We start from the raw sequence: 16,505 nt of genomic DNA on the forward strand, positions 1-16,505 counted from the left end.
TCATAGGGATGATAACTGTTGAATATTTTCGCTCCTGTCGGACTTTTAACATCACAGCGTGGGCATTTTACATGTATTCAGGGAGTCATATATTTAAGTCATCCCATTGATCTATAATGTTTTAAGCTTTAGTTTGTTTCTATTTCAACTAACAATTGTTCCTTATGTTTTAGCTGATACTTTGATAATTTATCAAGTGAAGCAGAGGTTAGTATATGTCCTTCAGGCAACAGCAGTATGTGCTTAAGATTGTATAAGTTTTGCTTTAATTTCATACCGGCTTTGAGTGCACTCACTTGTAGTCCTCTTCTAGCTTTGTTTGCTATGTCTACTTCTTCGGAAGTGACTAAAATTGACAAAGCGTTGACTATCACTGGGTCATAATAACTGCCCTGGCGTAGTTTTATTGCGTCAAAGCCGTCAGCCATGCTTTTTTTATTACCATCGTATCGGCCTTCAACATGCAGCCAAAAATCTCTCGCTACAGCCAATATTCGTGACCCAAGAGGGATGTCTACGCCTGCTTTTTGAGCGGGTTCACCTCCGCCATTAAAGCGTTCTAATTGATTGACGATGATGAGTGACATTTCGCTTAAATGTATCGCCGGCAGTAAGATCTCTTCAGCATGTAATGGATGTTCATTAAATAAACGACGTTCACGATCATAGAGGTCGGTATATGCCGTTTCAGCTATTTTGGTGGGGAGCGCGATTTTACCGATTTCTGAAAATAAGCCCGCTTTTGTTATCGTAACTACCTGTTCTGCGGGCAATTGCAATGCATTTGCAAGATATTCGCAGGTGGCGCTGATTTTACGGGCCAGTTCGCCACTGAGTGGTGGATAACTCACGATGATATTGTAGAGTACCTCTAAGGTAGCAGCTTCATCTTTTTGTCGTTCACTTGCTAAGTTTTTGAATTTTAATAGTGTTTGCTTAAGTTGTTCTGTACGTTTTTGAACGGTTTCCTCAAGGGTGTTATTGAGTTCTTTTAACTGTTTGTTTTGTGCGGCTACCTTGGCAGTAAGTTGTTTGTTTTGACGAATTAAGTGGTACATTGCTAATCCTTCGTCAACCACAGTTAATAGTTCTTGATTATCCCAAGGTTTTTGAACATATCTGTGGATTTTTCCAAGATTGATTGCAGAGACCGTCGAGGCAAGATCAGCATAACCGGTCATTAAAATGCGGTAAGCGTCTGGTTGTAATACCGCCGCTTTAGCTAAAAATTCTGCCCCCGTCATATTCGGCATACGCATATCGGTGATAATGACATTGATTCTATGCTGCTTCATTAACTCTAAAGCTTGGCTCCCGCTATCAGCCAATAAAAGCTGCAGCTCCTTACCGATAAAAAGCCGCTGTAGCGATTTTAGAATACTGGCTTCATCGTCTACACACAAAATCAATGGCAGAGTGCTTTCAGATGGGGTTGGCATTAAGTCACCTATCGCATTTGTCCTATTTGTCTTATAGATTAAAATTATGCTATAAGTGTTAACTAAGCAAGAATAATCATGGGTACGAGAGCATGAAAACGCTCAAGCCAAGCGATATTGCTCAATATTGCGATGTTCATCAACGCACAGTGAGTCGCTGGATCGCTAAAGGTCAATTAAAAGGTCACAAATTACCTGGACGGGGTAATTATCGAGTCTTGGTTGATGACTTCATTAGTTTTCTACATCAACAAAACATGCCAATGCCAGAAGCCTTTTTAGCCTCAAATAATAATGAGTTAATGGCTGATAAAAAGTCTATTCTTATCATTGATGATGAATTATCGATGCGAAATGCACTCAGGCGGGCACTCCATTCAACACCCTTTGCAATTTTATCAGCACAGGATGGTTTTCAGGCTGGGGTGAAAATTATTGCTGAAAAGCCAGATTTAATTCTTCTTGACCTGTCCTTACCTGGGTTGAATGGTTTTGAAGTTATCCAATTTATTCGAGAGCGACCGGAGTTAGCAAATATTAAAATTTTAGTATTATCAGGGCTTTCACCTAAAGAGTTAGCAGAGTCGATTAGATTAGGTGCGGATGATGCGATAGCAAAACCTTTTGATAATCATGATCTATTGGACAGAGTAAATATGCTCTTAAGCTAGAGGCCACAATGGATAACTCTTTACTACTAGTCGATGACGATGTTGGCATTTTAAAGGCCCTAAAACGCTTATTAACTCGTTCTGGCTATTCGGTAAAGACTGCTCAAAGTGGAGAAGAAGCGTTAAACCTATTACTCACTTATGATTGTAAAGTTGTTTTGACCGATTTTAGAATGCCCTATATGGATGGAGGGCTGTTACTTTCTAAAATCAAACGCTTATATCCTGAAGTCGTCGGGCTTGTCATTAGTGGTTATTCAGATTTTGAGTCGGTGAAATCATTACTTAATGCGGGTAGTGCGTATCGTTTTCTGCAAAAACCTTGGGAAGATAACGAGTTACTTGAAGAAATAGCGAATGCATTTACGCATCACAACAAACAGATTTTTCAACGCCAATCCCAAAAAATGTTGTTGGCTAGTTCCGATGCCTTACTCGAGATATCCCCATCTAATCAAATTGTGCATGCTAATATTGCGGCGACAAAGCTCTTGGGTTCAACCTTGGTCGAGGGACGTTTGCTTGATGAGTTTTTGGTTGAAACAGATAGGTTAACCTTGCAGGAACAGACATTTGCAATCGGTCAGAGTGTATCTATTAGGTTATTGAATCACACAGAATTAGAAGTGAGTTGTCGTTTAGCTGGCCCTTCTGGAGTCGTTTTGTGTTTAAATCCCGTGACTGATGGAGAGTTGCTAAACACGGCATTTGAACTTCCTTCGCTGCTTAATTATCAGCAGCTTATCTCGATGATGACACAATATCTCAATTCTCGCAGAGCTATGGTTCTCGTTGTTATCAAGATCAAAAGTTTTGAACTCTGGAGCCGCATGATTGGTTATTCAGAAGCGCAGCGGACTATCGAGCATATTGCATTACAGCTACTTAATTCCACTGGTACGGCAGGGGAGCTTGCACTACTAGCGAATGAACAATTTGTGCTTTGTTTACCTGATATTACCTCCGAGATGGACGCTTTACAGAAGGCCGCTTTAATTATTGACCCCGTGACTGGTAAAGCTAATTTGACCTCATCTAAGTTGGATTATGCTGTTAGTTACTGTCTTATACCCGACGATGGTGATGAGCCTCGAGCCGTTCTGAATAATTTATTACTGGGTAATCTGATGATGGCAGAAGACTCAGTCCGGATGTTCATGCGTTATGATCAGCAAGCTATTGAACGAAAAAAACACCAGATCTCATTAAATCAGGCGTTATTTCATGCGGTGCAACAGCGTCAACTTTTTCTGCATTTTCAGCCAAAACTTGATTTTGCCAAATATAATTTGTCCGGCTGTGAAGCCCTCATTCGGTGGCAGCACCCCGAATTTGGGATGGTTTCACCTGCGTTATTTATTCCTTTAGCTGAGCAACATGGCCAAATGGTGGATATTGGCTATTGGGTACTCAAAACGGCCTTTATTACTGCGGCCAGATGGCGGAGTGAAGGCATTCAATTTGGAAAAATGGCAATTAATATATCTGGTCGACAGTTAACTGAGCCTGATTTTATTCACTGGATAAAGCATCATATTCAGCTGACAGGCGTTTCACCGACAGATTTAGAATTTGAATTAACCGAAACTTTTTTGCTTAATAACCTTGAAGATTGCGCGATCACCCTTAAGGCGATTGCTGAACTCGGTATCAGTATTGCGATAGATGATTTTGGTACCGGTTATTCATCTTTGAGTTACTTGAGTAAACTGCCTATTAATGTACTAAAAATTGACCGTTCACTTGTGCTCGATATTGAAAGTAATTTGAATACTGAAAGTTTAGTGGCTAATGTGGTCAGGTTAGCACATGATCTGAACATGAAAGTGGTTGTCGAGGGTATTGAAACATTGGACCAACTCAATATTGTCAAATCCTTAGGTTGTGATGTAGTGCAAGGATACTGCATTTCTAAACCGCAATCTGAAGAGGAGTATTTAGCGCTATTGGCTTCTTTTGAAAGTCTTTCAGCCACAATGGCTTAGGAGAGAGTTATGTTTAATGTACTCTTTGTTGATGATGACAGTTTTATGCTTAGAGCTCTCTTGCGACTAGCGAAAAGACTGAGACCTGACTGGCAGTTTTGGACTGAAGAGGATGGCCTAAACTGGGCAAAATCTATAGCTAATGATGTTAATGTCGATCTTATTATCTGCGATTATTTAATGCCTGATGTTAATGGCGATAGGGTACTCGTTGAGGTTTCAAAACATTATCCCCAGGCAATTAGGGCGTTACTTACAGGTGACACGACAGAGGAAGTAGTATGCAAAGCGGGCAAAACGGCTCATTTTGTATTGAGTAAACCCTTTAATGAACAGGATATTGTACAACTTCTGACCTCAGTGGAACGGGTTCATAAATTGCCATTCTCCCAAGACGTTAGAGCAATGTTGGGCGCAAGTGCTTTATTACTACCTCTGCCAGACATAGTGCAACAGGTCCGCAAAGTGCTTCTAAATCAGCAATCCGAAGCCGCCGATATTGTTGATCTTATTGCCCACGAACCAATTATTACCGCCAAATTATTACAACTCGCAAACTCCGCGTTTTTGGGTTTTAGCCGCACAACACTGTCAATTGAAGAGGCTATCAAACGCTTAGGGGTGGATTTAACTAGCGCGATTATTAGTTCTATCGCCATTGAGCAATCGGCGACGTCGATTATTGATAAGTCTGCACAGAGTAGAATTAACGAACATGCGTATCAGTTAGCGCTTAACGCTCAAAAAATCGCTAAAGCACTTAATTTACAAAAGAGTCTACAAGAAGAGCTATTTATTGCCGCTTTAATGTCGTCAATAGGTGAGTTGATTTTGGCATCTCGTATTTGGCAAGATTCGTTTGCGACTCAATTTACGGAGTGGCCAGTGAGAAAACTCATCGTCTCTATATCAGCCTATCTTTTAACGCTTTGGGGGTATAGCGAATCCTTATGTGACAACATTTTATCCAGCGCAGAGCCTGAGGTGAGTAATGTTGAACATAATCTAGCCTTATTATTATGCTTGGCACACTACGCCACTAAATATCACGGCAGAATCCCCGATGAAATATTGAATAAGCTACCCGATGAGCAAATAAAACTAAAATTAGCTAATCTCTAACTCAAGATACATTTGTGGGCATTTAGATCTTACATATTTATTCGATCACTAACTTATCCCAACTTGCTGAATAGACTGCAACTTTATTCTCTGTCGCTTTCGTGTTTCCTATATAGCAATGTAACCCTTCGAACTCCCTTGGTATGCGAATAAAGTTGAATATCATCTAACTTATTTGCATCACTAGAGCGTGCTTTTTACTGCTATTGTTATCATTAACCGTTTATTTTCCTGAATGAAAAAGCGTGTTAGGTTAAATCCACAATCGCATGCCTCACCTAACGAAAGGATGTTTTATGGTTGAAAAAATCACTGGGATGCTAGCACTCATCGGCGTGCTTTCGCTTTTTTGTCAATGGCTTGGTTGGAAGTTGAGATTACCAGCAATTTTACCGCTACTACTCTGTGGTTTACTACTAGGTCCAGCATTTGGAGTATTAAATCCCGATGCAATATTTGGGGATTTACTGTTTCCGATTATTTCCCTAGGCGTTGCCGTGATCCTGTTTGAGGGCGCATTAACCCTCAATTTTAAAGAGATTAAAGATCATGGCCGCATGGTGACTCACTTAGTGAGTATCGGCATGGTGATCACCTGGGGCTGTATCAGTACCGTCACTTTTTATCTGCTGGATTTTAGCTGGGAAGTTGCACTGCTATTTGGTGCGTTGGTGGTGGTCACGGGGCCAACTGTGATAGTACCAATGCTGCGCAGCGTTAGGCCAAAGTCGCAGCTCGCGAGTATTTTACGCTGGGAAGGGATTGTGATTGACCCAATTGGCGCGCTGCTAGCGGTATTAGTGTTTGAATATATAACGGTATCTGGCAATCAAACTAGCCATGTACTCTATGCACTAGGTTCTATGCTCACACTTGGCTTAGGCTTAGGCGCTGCATCAGGTTACTTAATTGGCCAAGTGATCCGCCACAATTTGTTGCCACACTATTTACGTAATACCGCAGTATTAACCCTAATGCTGGGGATTTTCGTCGGCTCAAATTTGTTGCAGGAAGAATCGGGATTGCTCACCGTGACTGTGATGGGCATTTGGCTGGCGAATATGCGCGGCGTGGATATTGCTGAAATCCTTGAATTTAAAGAAACACTGACAGTTCTGCTGATCTCCGCATTATTTATTCTGTTAGCAGCGAGACTCGACTCGAATGCCATGTTGGATTTAGGCTGGGGCGGCATTGGTGTACTCGCTGTGACCATGCTGATCGCACGGCCAGTTAGTATTTGGGTATCTGGCATAGGCACGTCATTATCAAAGGCCGATAAGTGGTTCCTATGTTGGATTGCTCCGCGGGGGATTGTGGCGGCGGCTGTGTCTTCATTATTCGCCATTAAGTTAGAGGCAAACAATGTGCAGGGCGCCGAAGCCATTGTACCTTTAGTGTTTTTAATCATTATCGGCACCGTGGTGATCCAAAGCCTAACCGCGGGCCGCTGGGCGAAATACCTTGGGGTCACGTCGGGTTCGGCGCAAGGATTATTAATTTTTGGTGCCTCCAAGTTTTCCCGCGAGCTGGCAAAAATCTTAAAAAGCAAAGATGTCAAAGTGCTGCTGGCCGACAGCAACTGGGATAATATTCGTCTTGCGCGGATGGATAATATTCCGGTCTATTTTGGTAACCCTGCCTCGGAACATGCTGAAACCTATATGGATCTAACAGGAATTGGTCGCGTGCTGATCATGTCGCCCTACAAGCAGTTAAACCCGCTAGTGACGTTCTATTTTCAAGATGTATTAGGCGCTAAAAAGGTTTTTGGCCTTAATAATGCCGAGCAGGGCAGCGCGCGCCATCAATTATCTGAGACTTACAAACAGCGGCTATGTTTGTTTGGTGATACGGTTTCCTATGCCAAAATCGCTAGTCAAATGTCGAAAGGGGCGCAACTTAAAGTCACTAACTTAACTGAAAACTTCACCTTTGAGCATTTCCGCAAACGTTATGGTGAAACGGCATTGCCGTTAGTGTATCTAACCAAAGAAGGTAAAGTTGTGATTGTGTCAGGCAATAACAACCAATTCCCCAACGGCATTGAGTTGATTAGTTTATTGCCCGTTGAAGCCCTTGAAGAAGCGAAAACTCAGCAGGCGATTGCTGAGCAAGAAGCCAAAGAGGCCCAGGCCAAAGCGGTGGAAGAAGCTGCCCAAGACAAAGCAAAAGTTGAGGAAAAAGCCAAGGCTGATCAGAAAGCAGAAGCTGAACGTCAACGACTTGAGCTGCAAGCGCAAATCAAGGCGGCGGAACAAACGCAACCTGAGGTTGAAGCACAAGATAACATTAATACATCTGATGAAACTCTAGCGAAGGGATAATAGGCAAGGCCAAGGTTAGCTAAGGATGAGCTTGGTATTTACGAAGAGATAAGCCAGTTAAGTGAGACGAAAATAAAAAAGGCACTAGATTGTAGTGCCTTTTGTTTATTTTGATGGGCTTAGTTAGTGCCGCTTAGCGATTAAGCGGCTCGTTCCTGTGAAGTGGTAGAAACCACTTCAGGGCGCAGTTCTGCTGGGTCGAAGTCATCCACATTTATAGACTTCATACGGCCGATTTCGGCACGTTCCAACAGTTGTACTTCGCTGTCGCTTAGTACGCCTAAGGCTTTACCTTCAGCAGCGACTTTATCTAACCACATGAAAGGTAAACGTTTGCCACTGGCCTTACAGACTTTGTCGAATAAAGGTTCGGCGGCCAGAATATCCTTCAGCGTTTGCTCTTGGATGCCCACAGCATTGTGCTCAGAGTTAGTCCAGAATTGACCTTTACCTAAACGATCACGGCTTTCACAAGGGGTTTGCATGATCTTAGCCACTTTATGGTCTAACACATCGCTTGGACGTTTCAGTGGACGACCAAATGGGAACATGATGGCGCGTAATACGCCGCCCAGACCCATAGGGAAGTTATCCAGTAAATCGTCTAATGAAGCCTGTAACTTGTACAGAGCATCTTCAACCGCCCATTGTACCAGTGGTAGATCGTCGGTTTGACGGCCTTCATCTTGATAACGTTTTAAGGTCGCAGAAGCGAGGTATAACTGGCTTAACAGATCGCCTAAGCGGGCAGAAATACGCTCTTTACGTTTTAAGTTACCGCCTAAGGTTGCCATCGCTAAGTCTGATAGCAGGGCAAGGTTAGCACTGAAACGGTTCATATGTTGATAATAACGCTTGGTTTTATCTGAGTAAGGCGCGTTAGAGAAACGGCTTGATGTCAGACCTAACCAGAAGCTACGGACAAAGTTACTGGTCGCAAAACCAATGTGACCGAAGATGGCCGCATCGAAGTTGGCTAAGCCTTGGCCAGACTCAGTATCAAACGCTGACTCCATTTCGGCCAATACATAAGGATGACAACGAATAGCGCCTTGACCGTAGATGATCATCGAACGTGTCAGGATGTTTGCGCCTTCAACGGTAATCGCAATTGGAGCCGCTTGATAGCCACGACCTAAGTAGTTGTTAGGGCCTAAGCACACACCTTTACCACCGTGGATGTCCATGGCGTCGATAACGCATTTCTGCATCCGATCGGTCAGGTGATATTTCACGATAGCCGAGATAACCGAGGGTTTTTCACCTAAGTCGATACCCGTGGTAGTTAATGAAGTCACCGCATCCATCAGATAAGCGTTACCACCGATACGTGCCATTGGCTCTTCAATCCCTTCTAACTTACCAATAGGCAGTTTGAATTGACGACGAATACGCGCATAGGCACCTGTGGCTAAAGCCGCGGTTTTCACGCCACCTGCTGAGTTTGATGGCAGCGTGATACCACGGCCTACAGACAAACACTCAACCAGCATACGCCAGCCTTGGCCAGCCATTTTCGGGCCACCGATGATAAAGCTTAATGGTACGAATACGTCTTTACCGCGAGTAGGACCGTTTTGGAACATACAGTTCAGCGGGAAGTGACGACGACCCGTTTCAACGCCTTCAACGTCTGTAGGAATAAGCGCGCAGGTAATGCCCAGCTCTTCTTTATCGCCTAACAGGTGATCAGGGTCACGCAGTTTAAAGGCTAAGCCTAATACAGTCGCAACAGGTGCGAGGGTGATATAACGCTTGTTCCAGGTTAAGCGCATACCTAAGACTTCTTCGCCTTCCCATTGGCCTTTACACACGATACCAAAGTCAGGGATAGAACCCGCATCGCTACCAGCCTCTGGGCTTGTCAGTGCGAAACATGGCACTTCTAGCCCTTTGGCTAAACGTGGCAGGTAATAGTTTTGCTGCTCTGGCGTACCATAGTGTTGTAACAGTTCGCCAGGGCCTAAGGAGTTAGGCACACCTACAGTGGATGCTAATTCGCTGCTCAAACCTGCCAGCTTTTGTAACACACGGGATTGGGCGTAGGCTGAGTATTCTAAACCGCCGTATTTTTTCTTGATGATCATGGCGAAGAAGCCGTGATCTTTCAGGTATTGCCATACTTCAGCAGGCAAATCAGCCAGTTGGTGCGATACTTGGTGTTGATTCACCATGCGGCACACTTCTTCAACTGGACCGTCTAAGAAGGCTTGCTCATCGGCACTTAAACGAGCAACAGGGTAGTTGTGGAGTTTTTTCCAGTTTGGGTTACCCGCAAACAGATCGGCTTCCCACCAAGTGGTACCAGCTTCAATCGCTTCTTTTTCGGTTGAAGACATTTCGGGCATGATGCCACGGTACATCTTCATCAGTGGGCGACTGATAACATTTTGTCTAAATGCTCTGATATTGAGGGGCAGCGCGATCACCAGGAAGATAATCCAAGAGATAGGGCCGACAACATCGAGTGTCCATCCGGCTGTCATCACAACAGCGGCTGCAATAGTGGCAGTGAGCAAAGATACCCGAAGGTAAGCTAGGGCTCCTAGCACTAAGATCATGGCGATGATCCAAAGTAGGGTAGTCACTGTAATTTCTCCTTAAGTATGACCGAGTGCCAATCACAGGTCATAACGAGTTTTGTTGATTGCGATCACAATTATAGTTTATGGTCTGACCTGTGTCGCATAAAAGTTAAACCTAAGGCAGTTTTAATACAAGTATTTTTCAAACAATTGTTTAAATTTTTTGTCACCTTTGATCATTCCACAAATGTCATCAACTAGTTACAATGCAAAACTGTGGATATTTGAATAGAGAAAGGCGATAAACATGTGTGAGTTACTGGCGATGAGCGCCAATGTGCCGACCGATATTGTTTTTAGTTTTACGGGTTTAGCACAGCGTGGTGGCGTCACTGGGCCCCATGTAGACGGTTGGGGGATCACTTTCTATGAGGGCCGTGGCAGCAGAACTTTTAAAGATGCTTGCCCGAGTAGTGAGTCGCATATTGCAAAATTGATCAAATCCTATCCGATTAAAAGCGAGGTGGTGATAAGCCATATTCGTCAGGCCAATCGCGGCTGTGTTTCCCTTGAAAATACTCACCCATTCACCCGTGAGTTGTGGGGCCGTTATTGGACCTATGCTCATAATGGTCAGTTAAGCGATTATCAGGCGAAGTTTCAGGTGTCTCGTTATCAGAGTGTTGGTGATACCGACAGCGAGCTGGCTTTTTGCTGGATATTGGAGCAAATCGCGGCCAAGTTTGGTGATCGTCGGCCTGAAGATATGCAAGCGGTGTTTCGATTTGTGGCAACGCTGGCCGAACAAATCCGTGCGCTTGGGGTGTTTAATATGATCCTCAGCGATGGCGAATACTTGATGAGTTATTGCAGTAATAATCTGTGTTACATCACCCGCAGGGCGCCGTTTGGCAAGGCAAAATTAATTGATACCGATGTAGTGATTGATTTTGATAAAGAAACCACGCCACACGATGTCGTGACTGTAATTGCCACTCGGCCGCTAACCGAAAACGAAGACTGGCAGGTGATGCAACCCGGTAATTGGAAGTTGTTCCGCTTAGGTGAGCTGCTTATCGATTTGTAATTGGGGCGCTGTCACAGTCAGTCATTGCACTTTGACGGAATTAAATAAGACACAAAAGGCCAAACGGAGTCACTCACGTTTGGCCTTTTGTGCTGTTACGGCATCTTAGAAACAGCGCTAAATCCATCTTAAATTGCGATAAATGTGTAACTGGCTTAATTCGCGCCTGTGCCGAGGAGTTTAGGTACTTTCTGCTCCGTCGGAACTTCGGTTTCAATGGCAGCGGCTTCGACGGCAGCGGGTACGACTTCAACTGGCACATCGTCAAAATGATACTTAAGCAGTTTGATATCCAGCTGTTTACTGCCTTTTTCAAAGTGCGTTAGACGAACGGGGAGGTAGGCTAAATCCGGCGCCATCCAAAAGAAGGTTTGGCGTTTATGATTGTCACGCACTACCTCAATTTTGACTGTATCATAACTGCCGCTTTCAATTGTCATCCGTTCCTTACCAATCACATGGAACTTATACTCATCGAGCTCGTTAGATTTAATCATTTTATAATCAAGCACTTCTTTGCCAGCGCTGATATCGAGTCGAAACTGCAGCTGCACCATTAAGGGATCGAAAATATCGCCTTCAAACGGGAATTTACCTTTTTCATCCTTATAACGGGTGTGGATCATGCCCTGTGCCTTAGCAAAGGCGGTTTGTTCGATAAAATTTGGGCCGACGCCTTGGCGCTCATGTAAATAGCGCAGGGGCAATAATTGATTCCCCTCTTGGGCAAACTCACTCAGTACATGGCGCACATCGGTCAGTAATAACAGGCTAAGATCGCTGTCGAAGCGATATTTATAGACGCCATCCTCTATGGCTGGCAGTTGATACTTGGCCTTACCCAGTTCAACATCACCATAATTAACTTGATATTCAGCAGTTTGAGGCGTTAAAGGCGTTGGCGCCGCCATCGCAAATACGCTGTGGGTGAGTGCGAGACTCACGAATAACGTTGGAATTGTGCGCAATTAATGCTCCTTTATATCGCAAACAGAAAGCGTCTAACACTGCTTATCCTATGGCTCAGCTATCAAATTTAAGTGTTTATAACCGAGTTTATATTGGAATAAATAGTTTTTAGATCAATATATTAAATTAGAACGGGATTGACATCACTAAGGTTGCCATATCCGGTTGCCACTCACATTCAGACAAGTTCACTTTGCCACAGTTCACCATTACACCTTCAAGGCGCAATAATTCCATCTGTTCCTGAAAGGAGGCTGAATGTTTTTCGAAGGAAATTTTTCCTTGACTATTGAGTACTCTATGCCAAGGAAGTGACAAATGTTCGGGGGCCAATTTGAGAGCCCTGGATACATAGCGAGCGCGTCCTGGTAACCCTGCGAAATCGGCGATCTTACCATAACTGCTCACTTTGCCGGGCGGGATCATCGCTACAATCTGCCAAATCTTCGCCATGGGTGATAGGGCATGACTTCGTATATCTTGTGTATTGTCTAACTCGTCTGGCGTATTAGCCTTATCTTGCTCTAAGTAGCGATAAAGTGGAGACTTATCTTTTGCAAACCGCATGATGATGCCAAATAAAACCATGAAAAAGGTGAGCCAGTGTAGCGTTAAACAAAGGCCAAGTGAAATAGAGGCTAGTTTGAAAAGCCGTAATTTAAATCTAAAAAATCGATTGTAATGATTTTTATTAAACTATTAAGTTTTGAATATTGAGAAAACACAGGAATAGTTCATAATGGCGCCAATTTTTTTGACTCCATAAGAGATGAAACAGGCATGGCTGTACTCGATATTCTGACAATTCCCGATGAACGTCTAAAACGCAAAGCGCAACCCGTAAAAGATATAGAAGCAATTCAGGGATTTATCGATGACTTAATCGAAACCATGTACCACACTGACGATGGTATCGGTCTGGCCTCTACCCAAGTGGGCAGTACAGATGCGGTGATTGTGATCGATTTATCCGAAACCCGTGACCAACCCTTAGTGCTGATTAATCCAGAGATTGTTGAAAAGTCTGGCGAGTATGTGGGTGAAGAAGGCTGTCTTTCAATCCCAGGTTACCGCGCCAAAGTGAGCCGTTTCGAAAAGGTCAAAGTCACCGCCTTAGACAGACAAGGCAAAGCGGTTGAAATCGAAACCGACGACTTTTTAGCCATTGTTTTGCAACACGAAATTGATCATTTACACGGTAAAGTGTTTATCGAGCATTTATCGGCATTGAAGCAACAAATCGCCTTAAAAAAGGTACGTAAATACGCCTAATTTCCCCAATGTCTTGCTCTGCAAAGCCGCACATTAGATTGCGGCTTTGCTGTTTCTAGGCGGCATTACCCGTCGTACTCATGGTGATAAAATTGTTACGTTGTTGAATGTTTATCTAGATACACGCAAAACGAGTCTGTTATCAGCATCTATGGGCTAACTACGATGGTAATAACAAAAAATCATCAAAAGCATGTTGTGCTAGCAGGTTTGGCACGAAATGGGTACAAAATTAAGCTAGGTTGAGCTTGATTTTTGCACATTTTATGCCGTATCAGTTAGTTACACTGGGCGTGGTGCAACTGTCGTCTTAACTCCTCAAGTTTAATTATTAGCGAAGATGAAAGCCCTCACTATCGGTGGTGAGGGCTTTAATACCTGCCCAGAGTATTAAAAACACTTAGCAAAATGTTCTGTGCTCATCTCTATACATCAGATAACTGCTTTAATAGAGCGATGGCTACAGGTTCAGAGCTGGCGGGATTTTGACCCGTGATCAATGTGCCATCTTCTACAACAAAAGGCGCCCAGTTTTGGATTTTTTGGTAATTCGCTCCCAGACGAATAAACTCATCCTCAATCAAAAACGGTACCACGTCGGTGAGTTGCACATCCGCTTCCTCGCCATTCGTAAAACCTGTCACATTGCGGCCCTTAATCAATGGTTCGCCATTGGGTGTAGTCACGTGGCGTAAGACAGCGGGAGCGTGGCAGACAAATCCTGTTGGTTTGTTGGCCGCCGTAAAGGCTTGAATTAATTTAATTGAATCTTCTGAGTTGGTTAAATCCCATAATGGGCCATGACCACCAGGATAAAACACGGCATCATAGTCTTCTGCCTTAACCGTCTCTAATTTCACTGTATTAGCTAAAGCGTGTTGAGCTGTAAGATCTTGGTTGAATCTATGGGTTAAATCGGTTTGAAAATCCTCAAGCTCGCTCTTGGGATCGAGTGGCGGTTGACCACCAAGAGGAGACGCTAACACTATATCAGCCCCCGCATCTTTGAAGGTGTAATAGGGCGCCGCAAACTCTTCTAACCAAAAGCCAGTTTTGTGGCCTGTATTACCCAGTTCGCTATGTGAAGTTAGTACCATTAGAATTTTCATGTATTTTTCCTCAACCCGCTCAGCGGGTTTCAATAAATAGTGTGTGTTATTAAGCGATAAATAGTGATTTCAACATGGCATGTTTCTGTTGATATGGGGCTCGTAAACGTAAATTTGAAGCGCCATCTTCACTTTGAACAACTACGGGCTTGGCATGGCTGAAACGTCTAAAACCGTGAATACCATGATAAGCCCCGATCCCAGAAGCGCCGACGCCGCCAAAGGGTAAGGTATCGATAGAAGCATGCGTCATGAGATCGTTAATCACCAACGCTCCTGATGTTGTACTCATGGAAAACGAATGCTGCTGCTTGCTGTCATTTCCAAAATAATAAGCGGCGAGAGGCCTTGGGTGCGCATTAATATATGTAACCGCTTCATCTATCTGTTTATAGATTTTGATTGGTAGCAGTGGGCCAAAGATTTCCTCTTGCATCACTAACATATCCTCTGTGACATTCAAGATAATGTGAGGGGCAATCTTGCGTGTAATGGCATCAAAATCTGGCTCTCCAGCGGGAGCTAGGCTGATGATTTCTGCTCCCTTTTCTTTGGCGTCATAGATAAGGGCTACCAAGCGCTCAAAGTGTCTTTGACTGATGATTGAAGTGTAATCATCATTTTGCTGTATGGCTGGAAAGTTTTCAGCCATAAAGCGGCGTGTCGCAGTGACAAAGTCGCTAGCTGCTGCCTGAGGCAATAGTATGTAATCAGGTGATACACAAATCTGGCCTGCATTAAATGTTTTGACCGTCATAGTGCGTTCGGCGGCGACTTGAATATTGGCATCTGCTGCAATCACAACGGGGGATTTACCGCCCAGCTCTAATGTAACTGGCACTAAGTTTTCAGCTGCGGCACGCATGACCTGTTTTCCAATTGCGGTGCTCCCCGTGAAGACCAAATGATCAAATGGTAAAGCACTAAATGCCTGTCCAACTTCAGCATCACCTAATACTACGACCAACTCGTGTGGTTCAAAGTATTGGGTGACCAATTCTGCAAGTAGCAATGAGGTCGTGGGCGTTAACTCTGAAGGTTTAAGCATGGCTGTATTACCAGCGGCAAAGACGCCCGCTAGAGGGCCGAATGCGAGATTCAGTGGAAAATTCCAAGGGCTGATAATGCCCACCACGCCAAGCGGTTGCTGCTCAATCCAGGTTTGCATGCCGTCAGCGGGTGCCGCCACTATTTCGGGTTGCATCCATTGTTCTACATGCTCGGCAGCAAACTTTAATGCACTGATAGTACTTGCGATATCGGCCAGCAGTGACTGATAGCCACTGCGGTGACCAAAGTCGGCACTGATGGCGGCCGAGAGTTGCACGTGATTTTCGTTAAGTAATTTTACTGCTCGTAATAATCTGTCATGGCGAACCGCCGCATCAGTTACGCCTAATTTGAGGTGTGAACTTTTTAAGCCGCTGAGTATGCTCTGTAATTCTTGTTTTGTTTGCTTCATTGGTGTTTTTACTCCATTCACATGAACTTAGTTTGATTCAAATAATGTTTAATTGAACGTCAATGTTGCCGCGGGTGGCATTCGAGTAGGGGCATACTTGATGAGCTGCGTTAACCAGTGCTTGAGCCTGCTGCTTTTCAATGCCAGGTAATTCGATGTTGAGTGTGATGGCGAGGCCATATCCCTGGGTCTGTAATATGCCTATGCCAACTTGTGCAGTGACTTTTGCGTCATCTGGAACCTTTGGATAGGCGACTTTATGGGTCGCAACAACTGCTTTCATCGCGCTGAGAAAACAAGCGGCATAGCCCATAGCAAATAGCTGTTCTGGATTATTACCAAAACCTCGCCCGCCTAATTCTTTTGGAGCCCCCAACCAAATATGGAGTGAGCCATCTTCTGTTCTTGCATAGCCATCTCGTCCACCCGTTGCCGTAGCCGCCGTGCGATAAAGTTCATTCTTCAACATCACTATCTCCTTAATCGGAAGGTGTAAATTTGCGTTGAATGAATCATAAAAGAATTTTGAAGGACTAA

The 16,505-nt window shown here is 44.0% G+C and carries 13 protein-coding genes; 6 read left to right on the top strand and 7 right to left on the bottom strand.

The window, feature by feature from the left end; all coding sequences use genetic code 11:
- Nucleotides 1-128 precede the first annotated feature (128 nt).
- Entirely contained in the window at nucleotides 129-1,439 is a 1,311-nt protein-coding gene (nosR, locus tag M0413_RS07180; RefSeq protein ID WP_051714146.1) for a response regulator c-di-GMP phosphodiesterase, NosR family, read from the bottom strand.
- Nucleotides 1,440-1,531: 92 nt separating this feature from the next.
- On the opposite strand from nosR, the gene M0413_RS07185 reads away from it, so the two are divergent.
- The 4 genes from M0413_RS07185 (at nucleotide 1,532) to M0413_RS07200 (ending at nucleotide 7,544) form a co-directional block, all read left to right on the top strand.
- The gene (locus M0413_RS07185) at nucleotides 1,532-2,110 is read left to right on the top strand and encodes a response regulator (RefSeq protein WP_037419118.1); all 579 of its coding nucleotides are present in this window, start codon (nucleotides 1,532-1,534) and stop codon (nucleotides 2,108-2,110) included.
- Nucleotides 2,111-2,118: 8 nt separating this feature from the next.
- Nucleotides 2,119-4,095, top strand: a complete 1,977-nt coding sequence (locus M0413_RS07190) for an EAL domain-containing protein (protein ID WP_249553626.1) — start codon at nucleotides 2,119-2,121, stop codon at nucleotides 4,093-4,095.
- A gap of 9 nt (nucleotides 4,096-4,104) precedes the next feature.
- Nucleotides 4,105-5,217, top strand: coding sequence for an HDOD domain-containing protein (locus M0413_RS07195; RefSeq protein WP_037419113.1), 1,113 nt, complete (start codon nucleotides 4,105-4,107; stop codon nucleotides 5,215-5,217).
- 296 nt (nucleotides 5,218-5,513) lie between these two features.
- Nucleotides 5,514-7,544: a cation:proton antiporter gene (locus M0413_RS07200; RefSeq protein ID WP_249553628.1), complete on the top strand. Its 2,031-nt coding sequence runs from the start codon at nucleotides 5,514-5,516 to the stop codon at nucleotides 7,542-7,544.
- A 140-nt stretch (nucleotides 7,545-7,684) separates the two neighbouring features.
- Here M0413_RS07200 and fadE read toward each other — a convergent pair whose 3' ends face one another.
- The gene (fadE, locus tag M0413_RS07205) at nucleotides 7,685-10,132 is read right to left on the bottom strand and encodes an acyl-CoA dehydrogenase FadE (protein ID WP_249553630.1); all 2,448 of its coding nucleotides are present in this window, start codon (nucleotides 10,130-10,132) and stop codon (nucleotides 7,685-7,687) included.
- A gap of 244 nt (nucleotides 10,133-10,376) precedes the next feature.
- On the opposite strand from fadE, the gene M0413_RS07210 reads away from it, so the two are divergent.
- Entirely contained in the window at nucleotides 10,377-11,156 is a 780-nt protein-coding gene (locus tag M0413_RS07210; RefSeq protein ID WP_037427643.1) for a class II glutamine amidotransferase, read from the top strand.
- A 155-nt stretch (nucleotides 11,157-11,311) separates the two neighbouring features.
- Here the strand turns inward: M0413_RS07210 and M0413_RS07215 are convergent, their stop codons facing one another.
- Nucleotides 11,312-12,124, bottom strand: a complete 813-nt coding sequence (locus M0413_RS07215; protein ID WP_249553632.1) for a DUF3108 domain-containing protein — start codon at nucleotides 12,122-12,124, stop codon at nucleotides 11,312-11,314.
- A 127-nt stretch (nucleotides 12,125-12,251) separates the two neighbouring features.
- Nucleotides 12,252-12,695, bottom strand: a complete 444-nt coding sequence (locus M0413_RS07220; protein ID WP_139122654.1) for an MGMT family protein — start codon at nucleotides 12,693-12,695, stop codon at nucleotides 12,252-12,254.
- Nucleotides 12,696-12,905: 210 nt separating this feature from the next.
- Here M0413_RS07220 and def point away from each other — a divergent pair, with 210 nt between their 5' ends.
- Nucleotides 12,906-13,397, top strand: coding sequence for a peptide deformylase (gene def, locus M0413_RS07225; protein ID WP_037427638.1), 492 nt, complete (start codon nucleotides 12,906-12,908; stop codon nucleotides 13,395-13,397).
- Between the two features lie 425 nt (nucleotides 13,398-13,822).
- Here def and M0413_RS07230 read toward each other — a convergent pair whose 3' ends face one another.
- Genes M0413_RS07230 through M0413_RS07240 form a run of 3 tightly spaced genes read right to left on the bottom strand, consistent with a single transcriptional unit; the run spans nucleotide 13,823 to nucleotide 16,437 of the window.
- A complete protein-coding gene (locus M0413_RS07230; RefSeq protein ID WP_047536531.1) occupies nucleotides 13,823-14,506 on the bottom strand; it encodes a type 1 glutamine amidotransferase domain-containing protein in 684 nt (227 codons plus the stop codon).
- Between the two features lie 49 nt (nucleotides 14,507-14,555).
- Nucleotides 14,556-15,968 carry a coniferyl aldehyde dehydrogenase gene (locus tag M0413_RS07235; RefSeq protein ID WP_249553634.1) on the bottom strand — a complete coding sequence of 471 codons (1,413 nt, stop codon included), beginning with the start codon at nucleotides 15,966-15,968 and terminating at the stop codon, nucleotides 14,556-14,558.
- A gap of 37 nt (nucleotides 15,969-16,005) precedes the next feature.
- On the bottom strand, nucleotides 16,006-16,437 hold the full coding sequence (locus M0413_RS07240; protein WP_047536535.1) for an organic hydroperoxide resistance protein: 432 nt from the start codon (nucleotides 16,435-16,437) through the stop codon (nucleotides 16,006-16,008).
- Nucleotides 16,438-16,505: the final 68 nt, after the last annotated feature.

The sequence above is a fragment of the Shewanella sp. 8A genome, assembly GCF_023475945.1.
Taxonomy (GTDB): domain Bacteria; phylum Pseudomonadota; class Gammaproteobacteria; order Enterobacterales; family Shewanellaceae; genus Shewanella; species Shewanella xiamenensis.

Excerpts from the sequence above, each read along its gene's own strand:
- nosR (WP_051714146.1), bottom strand. The coding sequence starts at position 1,439 with ATGCCAACCCCATCTGAAAGCACTCTGCCATTGATTTTGTGTGTAGAC.
- M0413_RS07185 (WP_037419118.1), top strand. The coding sequence starts at position 1,532 with ATGAAAACGCTCAAGCCAAGCGATATTGCTCAATATTGCGATGTTCAT.
- M0413_RS07190 (WP_249553626.1), top strand. The coding sequence starts at position 2,119 with ATGGATAACTCTTTACTACTAGTCGATGACGATGTTGGCATTTTAAAG.
- M0413_RS07195 (WP_037419113.1), top strand. The coding sequence starts at position 4,105 with ATGTTTAATGTACTCTTTGTTGATGATGACAGTTTTATGCTTAGAGCT.
- M0413_RS07200 (WP_249553628.1), top strand. The coding sequence starts at position 5,514 with ATGGTTGAAAAAATCACTGGGATGCTAGCACTCATCGGCGTGCTTTCG.
- M0413_RS07210 (WP_037427643.1), top strand. The coding sequence starts at position 10,377 with ATGTGTGAGTTACTGGCGATGAGCGCCAATGTGCCGACCGATATTGTT.
- def (WP_037427638.1), top strand. The coding sequence starts at position 12,906 with ATGGCTGTACTCGATATTCTGACAATTCCCGATGAACGTCTAAAACGC.
- M0413_RS07230 (WP_047536531.1), bottom strand. The coding sequence starts at position 14,506 with ATGAAAATTCTAATGGTACTAACTTCACATAGCGAACTGGGTAATACA.
- M0413_RS07235 (WP_249553634.1), bottom strand. The coding sequence starts at position 15,968 with ATGAAGCAAACAAAACAAGAATTACAGAGCATACTCAGCGGCTTAAAA.
- M0413_RS07240 (WP_047536535.1), bottom strand. The coding sequence starts at position 16,437 with ATGTTGAAGAATGAACTTTATCGCACGGCGGCTACGGCAACGGGTGGA.